We start from the raw sequence: 14325 nt of genomic DNA, 5'->3' as shown, positions 1-14325 counted from the left end.
TAATCCCTAGATTGTGATGGCTGCAGAGGCTGGTGAGGGGACGATCGTCTCCTCCCTTGGAGGATCCATGAGCGGTTTCGACATTTTCGCCATAGCGCTGGTGCTGCTGGTCATCTTCACGCTGTATTCCGGCGTGAAGACCGTGCCACAGGGGTTCGACTGGACCGTCGAACGGTTCGGCAAATACACCCGCACCTTGTCGCCGGGCCTCAACATCATCGTGCCCTTCTTCGATCGCATCGGGCGCAAGATCAACATGATGGAGCAGGTGATCGACATCCCCGAGCAGGAGGTCATCACCAAGGACAACGCCACCGTGACGGTCGACGGCGTCGCCTTCTACCAGGTGTTCGACGCCGCCAAGGCGAGCTACGAGGTGTCGAACCTCAACCAGGCGATCGTCACGCTGACCATGACCAACATCCGCTCGGTGATGGGCGCGATGGATCTCGACCAGGTGCTGTCGCATCGCGACGAGATCAACGAGCGGCTGCTGCGCGTCGTCGACGCCGCGGTGTCGCCATGGGGCCTCAAGGTCAACCGCATCGAGATCAAGGACATCGTGCCGCCGGCCGATCTGGTCGAGGCGATGGGCCGGCAGATGAAGGCCGAGCGCGTCAAGCGCGCCGACATCCTGCAGGCCGAGGGCCAGCGGCAGTCGGAGATCCTGCGCGCGGAAGGCGCCAAGCAGAGCCAGATCCTGCAGGCCGAGGGCCGCCGCGAATCGGCCTTTCTCGATGCCCAGGCGCGCGAGCGCGCCGCGGAGGCCGAGGCCAAGGCGACGCAGATGGTGTCGGACGCGATCTCCAAGGGCGACGTCGCCGCGCTCAACTACTTCATCGCCGACAAGTACATCAAGGCGTTCGGCCAGCTCGCCGACTCGCCGAACCAGAAGGTGATCATGCTGCCGCTGGAGGCGACGGGCATGCTGGCCTCGCTCGCCGGCATCGGCGAGATTGCCAAGGCGACGTTCGGCGAGAGCGCGGCTTCGGCCGTGGCAGCCGCGCGCCGCGGCGGCTCGGTGCCGTCAGCGGGGACGGCGCCGAAACCGCCGACGCCGCCGCAGGCTTGACGCAGGGGAGGACACTGATGAGCGACATGTTCGTGACGCTCGGCACCTGGAACTGGCTGATCTTCGGCATCATCCTGATGGCGTTGGAGCTGCTCGCGCCGGGCATCTTCCTGTTCTGGCTGGGCCTCGCGGCGCTGCTGGTCGGGCTGCTGTCGTTTGCGTTAGCGCCGGGATGGCAACTGCAGATCCTGCTGTTCGCGCTGTTCGCGCTCGCCGCCGTGCCGCTGTGGCGGCGCCTCGCGCGGGCGAGCGCGGCGCCGTCGCAGGACAATCCGTTCCTCAACCGCCGCTCGGCGGCCCTGGTCGGTCGCGAGTTCACCCTGGAGAAGCCGATCGTCGGTGGCAACGGCACCGTGCGTATCGACGACACGGTGTGGCGCGTGGCGGGCCCGGACACGCCGGCCGGCAGCCGCGTCCGCATCGTGCAGGCGAACGGCGCGCAGCTCACGGTGGCCGCCGCGTAGTCCTGCGGGCGAGTTGACCGCTTTGAGCGACAGCCCCACCGCGTCATTGCGAGCGCAGCGAAGCAATCCAGAGTCGTTTCCAAAACCCTGGATTGCTTCGTCGCTGCGCTCCTCGCAATGACGGGGCGAGAGCTGGGTTCAATTCTGCAGCCTCACGCCGAGCATCACCACCGTGCCGGAAGAACCGGCGCCGGTGATGTTCGAATCCAGCTTGTCGTAGCGCAGCGTGCCCTTGACCCAGACGTTCCGCGACATCTTGTAGACGAGGTTGCCTTCGGCCGAATAGGTGCGGTCGCTGCGGCCGTAGCCCTGATAGTCGAGCGTGCCGAAGCTGAACTTGCCGATGCCGGTCAGCCAGCGGCGGAAATCGTGGTCGACCTGCACCGTGTAGGTGCGCACCAGCACGCCGGAGGCGCCGGCCACCGTCGTTTCTGCGAGCTGCGTGTCGGAGAGAAACCGCGCGGTGGTCAGCGGCGTCGCCGACCACACCAGCGAGGCCGTGGTGAGGAAGCCCTGCAGCCGGTTGAGCCGCGGGTCGACATAGCTGCGCGTGGCATAGCCCATCGAGACCTCGCCGGTCAGGAGCCGGGTGAACTCGAACGAGGTGCCGGCCTTGGCATAGCCGCCCGAGGAGTCGCGCTGATAGCCCGAACGATCGACCCGCTGGTCGTGCACGCGGCTGTCGCCCAGGATCTCGGCGAACGGCTTCAGGCCGGGCATGACCTCGTAGGACACCCGGCCGATGCCGCCGAACTGGTTGTAGTTGCGGTCGTCGTTCGACGTCATCGTGCCGTCGGTCAGCTTGCTCTGCTGATAGCTGGTGCGATCGGCGGTGGCGCCGGCCGAGACCTGCAGCCGGTTGAAGCGCTGGTCGATGCCGACGGTGGTGCCGAGCGTGGTGTAGACCGGATAGCGCGCCAATCCAGCTTGCACGCTGGGACTGCCGGGATTGTCGGTCGCGGCACGCAGCCGGAGCTGGGCGCCGACCGAGGTGTCGCGGCTGACGTCGAGGCGGCCGTCGACATGGCCGGTGAAGTCGGGGCGGTCGAGCGTGGTCGGCGCCGAATTGATGCCGCCATCCATGATAGCCGGCAGGGTGCTGCCATAGCCGGTGAAGGAGCCCCGCAGGTCGGCGACGAGGGCGTGACGCTCCCAGTTCGACACCGCCAGGAATTCCGGCGCGATCACCCAGGCCGGCATGCCGCGCGGCTTGGCGAGGCGGGCCGGGTTGCTGTCATAGCCGGCCGAGAGCTCCACCGCGCCCTTGATCAGGAACGGCCCGGCGTAGTCGCCGACCGCGCCGAACGGGTCGTCGTCGATTCTGAGGCGCTTGCGCGGCGGCTGGCCGGGCACGGTGCCGGCCATGGCAGGCGGGAGCGGCTGCCGGTTGGCGGAGGCCGAGGGCGGCAGGGTCGGGCGCAACTGGCCGGTGAGCTCGCCGGACGGCCGCGTGCCGGGGCCCGGCGCCGGCTTGGGCCGCGCCTGGGCGGGATAGTATCTCGGCTTCTTGCGGGTGCGATTCAGCGAATCATAGCCGACATCGGATGCGCCGCTGGCCGCGGGTACACCGGGCAGGGGGACCAGATTTCGTCGTGCGGCCGAGCTGGTCGGCGCAGGCGTCGCGGGCAGCCCTGGCGTCGGGACGGCATCGGTCAGGCCGCTGACCACGGTCCGCCGCAACGGGGAGTCCTGCGGAGCCAGGAAGCCGTCGCGCACCGGCCGGAACACGTCGATGGTCTGCGAGTGCGCCGCATCGGGGCCGAGCGCGCCGAGCAGCAGGCATGCGGCGGAGGCGCCGCGCCACACCGCGCGCCTTCGCGCGCGCCTCGCGCGGCCGCTGTCAGGCCTCCACCCCACGATGAAAATACTCCAACAAAATCAATTGCGTCGTCGGGACACCCGCGCCGCCCGGCAAACCGCGTCGTTAAGGGAGTAAAAACAAATATGGTTAATGGGCTGTTGATGGCGCCTTGCTGCCTTACCCATGCTAAAGAGCGGCGCCTGACTGTTCAGCCTTGGAAGTCCGCATGCCGAGATCGAAGCCGTTGCCCGACACCGCTCCCGCCAACGCAGATATCCAGTCGGCACTGCGCACGCTCGATGCCGGCAGCAACGGCATTGCCGCGATCTCCGCGGCGCTGTCGGGACCTCTGGGAGCGGCCTTCGCCGCCGCCGTCGAACTGATCCGCCAGGCGAAGGGCCGGGCGATCCTCACCGGTCTCGGCAAGTCCGGCCACGTCGCCCGCAAGATGGCCGCCACGCTCGCCTCGACCGGCACGCCCGCGTTCTTCGTGCATTCCGCCGAGGCCGGCCATGGCGATCTCGGCATGATCACCTCGGACGACGTCGTCATCGCGCTGTCGTGGTCCGGCGAGCAGCCGGAGATGAAGACGCTGGTCAACTATACCAAGCGCTTCGCCATCCCGCTGATCGCGGTCACCTCCAATGCGCAATCGTCGCTGGGGCAGGCGGCGCGCATCGTGCTGGAGCTGCCGAAGGCGCGCGAGGCCTGCCCGCACAATCTGGCGCCGACCACCTCGACCCTGATGCAGGCCGCGATCGGCGATGCGCTCGCGATCGCGCTGCTCGAAGGCCGCGGCTTCACCGCGCTGGAATTCGCCAATTTCCATCCGGGCGGCAAGCTCGGCGCCATGCTCAAGCACATCTCGGACCTGATGCGCTCGGGCGACGCGGTGCCGCTGAAGCCGCTCGGCACCGGCATGCCGGATGCGCTGGCCGAGATGTCGGCCAAGGGGCTCGGCTGCGTGGTCATCGTCGATGCTCGTGGTCACGTCGCCGGCATCATCACCGACGGCGACCTCCGCCGGAAGATGCGCGCCGATCTGTTGTCCGCATCGGTCGAGGAGATCATGACGGCGAACCCGCGCACCGTGCGCCGCGAGGCGCTGGCCTCCGAGGCGCTGGAGATCCTGAACTCCGCCAAGATCACCACGCTGATCGTCACCGACGGCGCCAGGCCGGTCGGCATCCTGCACATGCACGATCTGTTGCGGGCCGGGGTGGCCTAGCTCGAAGCGTCGTTTGCGGGCGCCCGGCTGCCGCGCGCTTGGGAAGACCGGTCAGCCTGCGTTGAATCGTGCCGCATCGGCCTCCAGCGGCAGCTGCAGTGCGTTCGCGACATACGACACGGTGCGATAGAAGCCGCACAGCAGGATGATTTCCAGCACCTGATCCTCATCATGATGCAGGCGGAGGCGGGCGAATTCGTCGTCGCTCAAGGTCGACCGTTGGTGCAAGGCATCGACCGCAGCGATCAGGGCCTGTTCGGGGGCCGACCAGCACGCCGCTTCGGCCGGTGCATTCACGGTGGCGTCGATCTGTTGCGCCGTCAGGCCGGCGTCTGAGCCGAAGATGCGGACGTGCACGCCCCATTCGTACTCGCACGCATTCAGCGCGCAGGTCCGATCGATGACGATCTCGCGCTGACGCAGGGACAGCGGGCCGCGGTCGAGCAGGCTGCCGCCGCGAAATTTGGTCCAGGCGCGCGCATGGCCGGCCATCACCCGGAACAGCATCAAGGGCGGCGCCCCGCGCATGATCTGGTCGAATTGCGCCTGGATGTCGGCCGGGTAGGGCGGCTGCAGCGGGGCGATCCGAGGCATGGCGGTTCCTCCTGTGCGGTGCTACATTTACTGTAGCAGTATGCTACGCTTTCCGTAGCGCTTGGCAAGCTGTTGGAGAGTTTTCGTGCCGAAAGACGTTCAACCGCGCCGGGTGCGCGGCTCGCGCTCGGGCCGGCCGGTCATGGCGCTGCTCGATCTGTTGGGCCGGCGCTGGTGCCTGCGCATCGTCTGGGAGCTGCGCGACGACGCCCTGACCTCCCGGGCGCTGCGCGCGGCCTGCGACGAGGCCTCGCCGACCGTGTTGCAGGCGCGGCTGGACGAGCTGCGCGAGGCGGGCTTCATCGTGCTGGGCGACAGCGGCTACGAGCTGACGCCATTGGGGCGCGAGCTGTTGGAGACCTTCCTGCCGCTGCATCGCTTTGCCGAGCGCTGGAGCCGGCAGACGGGATGAGCCGAGCTTGGGCACGTGCGCGGTCCCGTTCTGGCCGGGCACGGCGGCGTCGTGCTATGGGCTCGTCCGAGACAGGGAGCAGAGCCGATGCCGGGCGCATTCGATCTGGATAAATATCTCGTGCGCATCGGCTATCGCGGGCCGCTGGCGCCGACGCTCGAGACGCTGGCCGGATTGCAGGCCGCCCATGTCGATGCGATCGCCTTCGAAGGCATCGATCCGCTGCTCGGCCGGCCCGTGAACATCGATCTCGCCTCGGTCCAGGCCAAGATCGTCGACGGCCGCCGCGGCGGCTATTGCTTCGAACAGAATGCGCTGCTGAAAGCGGCGCTGGAGGCGATCGGCTTTGCGGTGACGCCGCTCTCGGCGCGGGTGCGGTGGCGGCTCGATGCCGATGCGCCGCTGACGCCGCGCACGCACATGATGCTGAAGGTGGACCTGCCGGAGGGGCCTCATCTCGCCGATGTCGGTTTCGGCTCCTGCCTGCTCGATACGCCGCTGCAGATGGTTGCCGACATCGAGCAGCCGACCGCGATGGGTACGTTCCGTCTGACGCTGTCTGATGGGCTGTATTGGCTCGCGGCGAAGCAGCCGGCCGGCTGGCGCACGATGTATGTGTTTGATCTGGTGCCGCAGATTCATGCCGACTATGTGCTCGGCAACTGGTTCACCTCGACCAGCCCGTTGACGCCGTTCACCTCGATGCTGATCCTGGAGCGGTTGACGCGTGAGGCGCGCTACAAGCTGGTCAATCGCCGCCTGGTCATCGAAGCGCGCGATGGCGAGGTGAGGAGCGAACAGATCATCGAGACGCCCGAGACGCTGCGCAGCGTCATCGAGGAGGTGTTCGGGCTCACGCTGCCGGTGCCCGTCGATGTGATCTGGAAGCGCATCGAGAGCTGACGGGAAAGCGTTGCGATGGCCGGTGAGCTTCAGCTGGATTCCTATCTCGCCCGCATCGACTATCGCGGGCCGCTCGCGCCCGACCTGTCGACGCTCGCAGCGCTGCAGGCCGCGCATGTCGACGCGCTGCCGTTCGAGGCGCTCGATCCGCTGATGGGCCGTCCCGTCCATGTCGACCTGCGGTCCGTGCAACAGAAGCTCGTGCTCGGCCGCCGCGGCGGCTACTGCTTCGAGCAGAACGTGCTGTTCCAGGCGGTGCTTGAGGCGATCGGATTCAAGACCACCGGCCTGGCCGGCCGGGTGCGCTGGCGCTCGGCGCCGACCGATCCGCTCGGGCCGCGCCAGCACATGATGCTGCTGGTCGAGGTCGATGGCCGCCCGTATCTCGTCGATGTCGGCTTCGGCATCTGCATGATGGATGCGCCCATTCGTCTCGAGCTCGGACCCGAGCAGCAGACGCCGATGGGAACGTTCCGCGTCGGCACGTGGGACGGGCTCTATACGGTCAGCGCGAAGCAGCCGACGGGCTGGCGCATGATGTATGCGTTCGACCTCGCGCCGCAGATCCATGCCGATTATGTGCTCGGCAGCTGGTACACCTCGACCAGCCCGAACGTGCCGGCCACGCATACGCTGATGATGGAGCGTGTCGAGCCCGGCATACGTCACAAGCTGGTCACCCGCCGCTATCAGCGGCAGGCGCGCGATGGCGAAGTCGTCGAGGAGCGTGTGATCGAGAGCGCTGCCGAACTCGGCCGCGTCATCGACGAGATCTTCCGGGTGACGCCGCCGGTGCCGGTCGAAGACATCTGGGCAAGGACCAAGGCCTGATCACTCTCCGATGGCGCGAGTCAAAACGCGTATTCGCGTGATCAGCGCGGACATGATCACGCGCGAACTGCATTTGAATGGAATGCCGCCGCGGCCATTGTGCTTATCTTAAGAGTCGCAGCTTTAGGTTGCGGGAACCAAGGGGGCTCGCGGCGTCCTGCCGTCGAACAGTGGGGACCGTCCACATGGCTGACATCGTGATGCTCGCGGTGCGCGCAATCCTCGAAGGCACGCCTGCTGCCGAGCCGGGCCGCTGTCGCTGCACGCGGCCTCATCCCGCCTGACACCGGAGCCGCGCGAGGCGCGGCTCATCCGAGCTGGCCCGATGGCCAGGACGGGTGGGGGCTTCACGGTGACACGTCGACCCTGACGCTTCGACGCTCATCCGATCGATCATGGACCGTCGACCTGACCTGCCACTTCAGGCCGTGCGGAGATTCATGTCGAGGAAGCCCCCACCCCTTTTTTGTTTCACGTTCTGCTGACTGGACGCGATCTTGACCCAACAGTCGGTGCAAGCCCGTCCAGTTAGCGAAACAGGGTGTTCACGCCACGGCTCAGCGCGGCAGCTCGGTCTTGCCCATCAGGAACTTGTCGACGGCCTGGGCGCACAGGCGGCCCTCGCGGATCGCCCACACCACCAGGGACTGGCCGCGGCGCATGTCGCCGGCGGAGAAGACCTTCGGCAGCGAGGTCTGGTAGTCCGTCAGGTTGGCCTTGACGTTGCCGCGCGGGTCGAGATCGACGCCGAGGCTCTTGAGCAGGCCCTCATGCACCGGATGGACGAAGCCCATCGCCAGCAGCACCAGATCGGCCGCGAGCACGAACTCGGTGCCGGGAATCGGCTTGAACTGCGCGTCGACGCGGACGCAATGCAGCTTCTTGACCGCGCCGTTCTCGCCTTCGAACTTCTGGGTCAGCACCGCGAACTCGCGCGCCGCGCCTTCGGCCTGGCTCGACGACGTCCGCATCTTCAGCGGCCAGTTCGGCCAGGTCAGCGCCTTGTTCTCACGCTCCGGCGGTGCCGGCATGATCTCGAGCTGGGTCACCGACAGCGCGCCCTGGCGCAGCGAGGTGCCGATGCAGTCGCTGCCGGTGTCGCCGCCGCCGATCACGACGACATGCTTGCCGCCGGCCAGGATGTCGGTCGCGTTCACGGGCTCGTTGCCGACTCGGCGGTTCTGCTGCGGCAGGAAGTCCATCGCGTAATGGATACCGGTGAGATCGCGGCCGGGAATCGGCAGGTCGCGCGGGGCTTCCGCACCGCCGGTCAGCGCCACCGCGTCGTAATCCTTCAGCAGCGACGTCGCATCGAGGCCGTCCTTGCCGCCGACATTGACGCCATAGTGGAAGGTAACGCCTTCGCCTTCCATCTGGGTGATGCGGCGGTCGATGATGCCCTTCTCCATCTTGAAGTCGGGAATGCCATAGCGCAGCAGGCCGCCGGCCTTGGCGTGCTTCTCAAAGACATGGACGTCGTGACCGGCGCGCGCCAGTTGCTGGGCGCAGGCCATGCCCGCGGGGCCGGCGCCGACGACCGCAATCTTCTTGCCGGTTTTCACAGCGGCGGGCTCCGGCTTCAGCCAGCCGTTCTCCCAGGCCTTGTCGACGATGGCGCATTCGATCGTCTTGATGGTCACCGGATTGTCGTCGATGTTCAGCGTGCACGACGCCTCGCACGGGGCCGGGCAGATGCGGCCCGTGAACTCGGGGAAGTTGTTGGTCGAGTGCAGATTTCGCGACGCCTCTTCCCAATTGCCGTTGTAGACGAGGTCGTTCCAGTCCGGGATCTGGTTGTTGACCGGGCAGCCGGTGGTGCCCGGCGCGGCCGAGCCGGTGCCGTGGCAATAGGGAATGCCGCAATTCATGCAGCGCGCCGCCTGGTCGCGCAGCTCCTTCTCGGAGAGCGGCACCACGAACTCGTTGAAGTTCTTCAGACGCTCGGCAACCGGCGCGTACTTGCGATCGTGCCGCTCGATTTCGAGAAAACCTGTGACCTTGCCCATGACCTACGACGTCCCTTGTCATCGTTTCCGTCATTCCGGGACGGCGCGTTAGCGCCGGCCCCGGAATCTCGAAGTTGTGGGGCGAGATCCCGGGTTCGCGCTTCGCGCGCCCCGGAATGACGCCGTCTCTCATTCGCTCCGTCATTGCGAGGAGTGTCAGCGACGAAGCAATCCAGACTTTCTCCTGGGCCCTGGATTGCTTCCGCCTACGCCCCAAGGGGCTTCGGCGGACAAGTCGCTGCGCTCGCAATGACGCCTTGGTTGTGGCCTGCGCCTCAGGCCCCGATCGCGATCTTGGGCTCGGCGTCGGCGTTGGCGGCGAGCTCCTTCAGGGCACGGCGGTATTCGACCGGCATCACCTTGCGGAACTTCGGCGCGGAGTCCTTCCAGTTCGCCAGGATGTCGGCGGCGCGCTTGGAGCCGGTGGCCTTGGCGTGACGCGAGATCAGGACGTGCAGGCGCTCGACGTCGGACGCCAGCAGGTTCTTGAACACGTCGACACGGCCATGCGCCTCGAGGTCGCCCATCTGGTGATAGGTGTCCTCGGCGATCATCTCCTCCGACAGCACCGGCTCGAGCTCGACCATCGCCATGTTGCAATGCTTGTCGAAGTCGCCGGCCTCATCGAGCACATAGGCGACGCCGCCCGACATGCCGGCCGCGAAGTTGCGCCCGGTCTTGCCGAGCACGACGACGATGCCGCCGGTCATGTATTCGCAGCAATGATCGCCCGCGCCCTCGACCACGGCGACCGCGCCGGAGTTGCGGACCGCGAAGCGCTCGCCGGCGATGCCGCGGAAGAAGCACTCGCCGGAGATCGCGCCGTACATCACGGTGTTGCCGACGATGATCGATTCCTCCGGCACGATGCCGGAGTTGCGCGGCGGCTTGACGATGATGCGGCCGCCCGACAGCCCCTTGCCGACGTAGTCGTTGCCTTCGCCTTCGAGCTCGAAGGTGACGCCTTGGGCGAGCCAGGCGCCGAAGGCCTGGCCGGCGGTGCCCTTCAGGCTGACATGGATCGTGTCCTGCGGCAGGCCGGCATGGCCGTAGATCTTGGCCACCGCGCCCGAGAGCATCGCGCCCGCCGAACGGTCGGTGTTGTTGATCTCGGCCTCGATCTTGACCGGCGCGCCACGGTCGAGCGCGGGCTTGGCCTGCTCGATCAGCTTGCGGTCGAGCACGGCCTCGAGGTGATGGTCCTGCGCCTCGGCGTGATGGATCTTCTGGCCCGGCGCCTCCTTCTGCTTGACGAACAGCTTGGAGAAGTCGAGGCCCTTGGCTTTCCAATGCGCCACCAGGCGGGACTGGTCGAGCATCTGGGTCTGGCCGACCATCTCGTTGAACGAGCGGTAGCCGAGGCTCGCCATGATCTCGCGGACTTCCTCGGCGACGAAGAAGAAGAAGTTGATCACGTGCTCGGGCTGGCCGGTGAAGCGCTTGCGCAGCACCGGGTCCTGGGTGGCGACGCCGACCGGGCAGGTGTTGAGATGGCACTTGCGCATCATGATGCAGCCGGCGGCGATCAAGGGGGCGGTGGCGAAGCCGAATTCGTCGGCGCCGAGCAGGGCGCCGATGACGACGTCACGACCGGTGCGGAAGCCGCCGTCGACCTGGACCACGATGCGGCTGCGCAGCCGCTCGCGCACCAGCGTCTGGTGCGTTTCGGCAAGGCCGATCTCCCACGGCGAGCCCGCATGCTTGATCGAGGTGAGGGGAGAGGCACCGGTGCCGCCCTCGAAGCCCGCGATCGTGACATGGTCGGCGCGCGCCTTGGCAACGCCGGCGGCAACCGTGCCGACGCCGACTTCGGAGACGAGCTTGACCGAGACCTGGCCGTCGGGATTGACGTTCTTCAGGTCGTAGATCAGCTGCGCGAGATCCTCGATCGAGTAGATGTCGTGGTGCGGCGGCGGCGAGATCAGGCCGACACCCGGCGTCGAGTGACGCACCTTGGCGATGGTGGCGTCGACCTTGTGGCCGGGCAACTGGCCGCCTTCGCCGGGCTTGGCACCCTGCGCCATCTTGATCTGCATCATGTCGGAGTTGACGAGATATTCCGTCGTCACGCCGAACCGGCCCGAGGCGACCTGCTTGATCGCCGAGCGCATGGAATCGCCGTTCGGCATCGGCTTGAAACGGTCGGCTTCCTCGCCGCCCTCGCCGGTGTTCGACTTGCCGCCGATCCGGTTCATGGCGATCGCGAGCGTGGTGTGCGCCTCGCGCGAGATCGAGCCGAACGACATCGCACCCGTGGCGAAGCGCTTGACGATCTCCTTCGCCGGCTCGACCTCGTCGAGCGGGACCGGCTTGCGCTTGTCGTCCTCGGCCGACTTGATCCGGAACAGACCGCGCAGGGTCAGAAGCCGCTCGGACTGCTCGTTGAGCAGCCTGGCGAACGCCTGGTAGCGCTCCCTGGAATTGCCGCGCACGGCATGCTGCAGCGTCGCGACCGATTCCGCGGTCCAGGCATGGTCCTCGCCACGGGTGCGGAAGGCGTATTCGCCGCCGACGTCGAGCGCGGTCTTGTAGACCAGCGCGTCGCCGAACGCGTCGCGGTGACGGCGCGTGGTCTCCTCGGCGATCTCGGCCAGACCGACGCCTTCGATACGGGTGTGGGTGCCGTAGAAGAACTTCTGCACGAACTCGGCCTTCAGGCCGACCGCGTCGAAGATCTGCGCGCCGCAATAGGACTGGTAGGTCGAGATGCCCATCTTGGACATGACCTTGAGCAAGCCCTTGCCGATCGACTTGATGTAGCGCTTGACGACCTCGTAGTCGCTCAGCGCGCCCGGCAGCTTGTCCTTGAGCGCGATGATGGTCTCGAAGGCGAGATAAGGATTGATCGCCTCTGCGCCGTAGCCGGCCAGACAGGCGAAGTGATGCACCTCGCGCGGCTCGCCCGACTCCACCACGAGACCGACCGACGTGCGCAGGCCGGTGCGGATCAGGTGATGATGCACGGCGGCGCAGGCGAGCAGCGACGGGATCGGAATCCGGTCGGCCGAGACCATGCGGTCGGACAGGATGATGATGTTGACGCCCTCGCGCACCGCGGCTTCGGCGCGGCCGCAGAGATCGTCGAGCACCTGCTCGAAGCCGGCCGCGCCCAGGCTCGCATCGAAGGTGGTGTCGAGCGTGCGCGAGACGAAGTGGCTGTCGGACACTTGCGAGATCGAGCGGATCTTCTCGAGGTCCGCATCGGTCAGGATCGGCTGATGCACCTCGAGCCGCTTGGTCGAAGCGACGCCTTCGAGGTCGAACAGGTTCGGCCGCGGACCGATGATCGAGACCAGGCTCATCACCAGCTCCTCGCGGATCGGGTCGATCGGCGGGTTGGTGACCTGGGCGAAGTTCTGCTTGAAGTAGGTGAAAAGCAGCTTCGGCTTGTCCGACAGCGCCGAGATCGGCGTGTCGTTGCCCATCGAGCCCGTGGCCTCCTCGCCGGTCGCCGCCATCGGCGTCATCAGGATCGCGATGTCTTCCTGGCTGTAGCCGAACGCCTGCTGCCGGTCCAAGAGCGGCAGGTTGGTGCGCGCGCCCATGGTCGGCGCGTCCGGCAGCTTCTCGACCTGGATCTGTGTGCGCGCGAGCCACTCGGTGTAGGGATGGCTGGCGGCGAGCTGCGCCTTGATCTCGTCGTCCGGGATCAGGCGCCCCTCCTCGAGATCGACGAGCAGCATCTTGCCCGGCTGCAGCCGCCATTTGGTGACGATCTGCTCCTCCGGAATCTTCAAGACGCCCATCTCGGACGCCATCACGATGCGGTCGTCCTTGGTGACGAGATAGCGCGCCGGCCGCAGGCCGTTGCGGTCGAGCGTGGCGCCGATCTGGCGGCCGTCGGTGAAGGCGATCGCGGCCGGGCCGTCCCACGGCTCCATCAGCGCGGCGTGATATTCGTAGAACGAGCGGCGCTCCTCGCTCATCAACGGATTGCCGGCCCAGGCTTCCGGGATCATCATCATGACCGCGTGCGGCAGCGAGTAGCCGCCCTGCACCAGGAATTCGAGCGCGTTGTCGAAGCAGGCGGTGTCGGACTGGCCTTCATAGGAGATCGGCCAGAGCCGGCTGATGTCCTTGCCGAACAGCTCGGAAGACACGGACGCCTGGCGCGCCGCCATCCAGTTGACGTTGCCGCGCAGCGTGTTGATCTCGCCATTATGCGCGATCATCCGGTACGGGTGAGCCAGCGACCAGGTCGGGAAGGTGTTGGTCGAGAAGCGCTGATGCACCAGCGCCAGCGCGCTCTCGAAGTCCGGCTCGTGCAGGTCGGCGTAGTACTTGCCGAGCTGGTCGGCCAGGAACATGCCCTTGTAGATCACGGTCCGGCACGACATCGAGCAGGGGTAATAGCCCGACATGCCGCGGTCGCGGCGCTGATAGATCGCCTGCGAGATCGACTTGCGGAGGATGTAGAGCTTGCGCTCGAACTCGTCCTCGGTCTTGGCGGCGCCGTTGCGGCCGATGAACACCTGCATGCTGCGCGGCTCGGTCGGCTTGACGGTCACCCCCAGCGAGGAGTTGTCGGTCGGCACGTCGCGCCAGCCGAGCAGCACCAGGCCTTCGTCCTCGATCTGGTCGGCGATGATGCTCTTGATGACGTTCCGCCACGCTTCGTCGCGCGGCATGAACAGCGCGCCGATGGCGTATTCTCCCGGAGCCGGCAGCGTGAAGCCGAGCTCCTTCGCCTTGCGCGAGAAGAAGGCGTGCGGGATCTGCACCAGGATGCCGGCGCCGTCGCCGAAGCGCGGGTCGGCGCCGACGGCGCCGCGGTGCTCCAGATTGCAGAGGATGCTGAGCGCGTCCGCGACGATCTGATGCGACTTCTGGCCCTTGATGTTGGCGATGAAGCCGACGCCGCAGGAATCCTTCTCCTGGCTCGGGTCGTACAGACCTTCGGCTTCAGGACGCCACGTATGCAGCTCGCGGGTGATTTCGGCCGGTTTCTCATGCGAATCCACAGCCAGCACCGCGCCGCCCAAAATTCCGTGCTCGACCTTCGATCCGCTCATAT

The 14325-nt window shown here is 66.9% G+C and carries 10 protein-coding genes; 6 read left to right on the top strand and 4 right to left on the bottom strand.

From position 1 onward, the window contains the following. Positions 1-67: 67 nt before the first annotated feature. Both ACQR03_RS25835 and ACQR03_RS25830 read left to right on the top strand, forming a co-directional pair. Entirely contained in the window at positions 68-1072 is a 1005-nt protein-coding gene (locus ACQR03_RS25835) for an SPFH domain-containing protein (RefSeq protein WP_315716547.1), read from the top strand. A gap of 17 nt (positions 1073-1089) precedes the next feature. After that, complete coding sequence (locus ACQR03_RS25830) at positions 1090-1536, top strand: NfeD family protein (protein ID WP_434841650.1); 447 nt, start codon at positions 1090-1092, stop codon at positions 1534-1536. Between the two features lie 138 nt (positions 1537-1674). Here ACQR03_RS25830 and ACQR03_RS25825 read toward each other — a convergent pair whose 3' ends face one another. Then, a complete protein-coding gene (locus ACQR03_RS25825) occupies positions 1675-3393 on the bottom strand; it encodes an outer membrane beta-barrel protein (RefSeq protein WP_434841651.1) in 1719 nt (572 codons plus the stop codon). Between the two features lie 170 nt (positions 3394-3563). Between ACQR03_RS25825 and ACQR03_RS25820 the strand changes: the two genes are divergently transcribed. Continuing rightward, entirely contained in the window at positions 3564-4565 is a 1002-nt protein-coding gene (locus ACQR03_RS25820; protein WP_316174985.1) for a KpsF/GutQ family sugar-phosphate isomerase, read from the top strand. A gap of 51 nt (positions 4566-4616) precedes the next feature. On the opposite strand, the gene ACQR03_RS25815 is transcribed toward ACQR03_RS25820, so the two are convergent. Then, the gene (locus tag ACQR03_RS25815) at positions 4617-5159 is read right to left on the bottom strand and encodes a carboxymuconolactone decarboxylase family protein (RefSeq protein WP_315716551.1); all 543 of its coding nucleotides are present in this window, start codon (positions 5157-5159) and stop codon (positions 4617-4619) included. Between the two features lie 142 nt (positions 5160-5301). Between ACQR03_RS25815 and ACQR03_RS25810 the strand changes: the two genes are divergently transcribed. The 3 genes from ACQR03_RS25810 to ACQR03_RS25800 all read left to right on the top strand — a co-directional run bounded on the left by ACQR03_RS25810 (position 5302) and on the right by ACQR03_RS25800 (position 7305). Next, on the top strand, positions 5302-5571 hold the full coding sequence (locus tag ACQR03_RS25810) for a winged helix-turn-helix transcriptional regulator (RefSeq protein WP_315716709.1): 270 nt from the start codon (positions 5302-5304) through the stop codon (positions 5569-5571). Between the two features lie 87 nt (positions 5572-5658). Beyond that, positions 5659-6474, top strand: a complete 816-nt coding sequence (locus tag ACQR03_RS25805) for an arylamine N-acetyltransferase family protein (protein WP_315716552.1) — start codon at positions 5659-5661, stop codon at positions 6472-6474. 15 nt (positions 6475-6489) lie between these two features. Continuing rightward, positions 6490-7305, top strand: a complete 816-nt coding sequence (locus ACQR03_RS25800; RefSeq protein WP_316171313.1) for an arylamine N-acetyltransferase family protein — start codon at positions 6490-6492, stop codon at positions 7303-7305. A gap of 557 nt (positions 7306-7862) precedes the next feature. Here the strand turns inward: ACQR03_RS25800 and ACQR03_RS25795 are convergent. Both ACQR03_RS25795 and gltB read right to left on the bottom strand, forming a co-directional pair. Beyond that, positions 7863-9311 (bottom strand): glutamate synthase subunit beta, encoded by a 1449-nt coding sequence (locus ACQR03_RS25795; protein ID WP_315716554.1) that lies wholly within the window; start codon positions 9309-9311, stop codon positions 7863-7865. A gap of 275 nt (positions 9312-9586) precedes the next feature. Beyond that, on the bottom strand, positions 9587-14323 hold the full coding sequence (gltB, locus tag ACQR03_RS25790; protein WP_434841652.1) for a glutamate synthase large subunit: 4737 nt from the start codon (positions 14321-14323) through the stop codon (positions 9587-9589). Between the last annotated feature and the right edge of the window lie 2 nt (positions 14324-14325).

This window comes from Bradyrhizobium sp. HKCCYLS3070, from assembly GCF_051167575.1.
Classification (GTDB): domain Bacteria; phylum Pseudomonadota; class Alphaproteobacteria; order Rhizobiales; family Xanthobacteraceae; genus Bradyrhizobium.
This window is presented reverse-complemented; position numbering and strand designations above follow the sequence as displayed.

Bases quoted from the DNA above. Each gene is read 5' to 3' on its own strand.
- gltB (WP_434841652.1), bottom strand. From the start codon at position 14,323: ATGAGCGGATCGAAGGTCGAGCACGGAATTTTGGGCGGCGCGGTGCTG.
- ACQR03_RS25800 (WP_316171313.1), top strand. From the start codon at position 6,490: ATGGCCGGTGAGCTTCAGCTGGATTCCTATCTCGCCCGCATCGACTAT.
- ACQR03_RS25805 (WP_315716552.1), top strand. From the start codon at position 5,659: ATGCCGGGCGCATTCGATCTGGATAAATATCTCGTGCGCATCGGCTAT.
- ACQR03_RS25820 (WP_316174985.1), top strand. From the start codon at position 3,564: ATGCCGAGATCGAAGCCGTTGCCCGACACCGCTCCCGCCAACGCAGAT.
- ACQR03_RS25835 (WP_315716547.1), top strand. From the start codon at position 68: ATGAGCGGTTTCGACATTTTCGCCATAGCGCTGGTGCTGCTGGTCATC.
- ACQR03_RS25810 (WP_315716709.1), top strand. From the start codon at position 5,302: ATGGCGCTGCTCGATCTGTTGGGCCGGCGCTGGTGCCTGCGCATCGTC.
- ACQR03_RS25830 (WP_434841650.1), top strand. From the start codon at position 1,090: ATGAGCGACATGTTCGTGACGCTCGGCACCTGGAACTGGCTGATCTTC.
- ACQR03_RS25795 (WP_315716554.1), bottom strand. From the start codon at position 9,311: ATGGGCAAGGTCACAGGTTTTCTCGAAATCGAGCGGCACGATCGCAAG.
- ACQR03_RS25815 (WP_315716551.1), bottom strand. From the start codon at position 5,159: ATGCCTCGGATCGCCCCGCTGCAGCCGCCCTACCCGGCCGACATCCAG.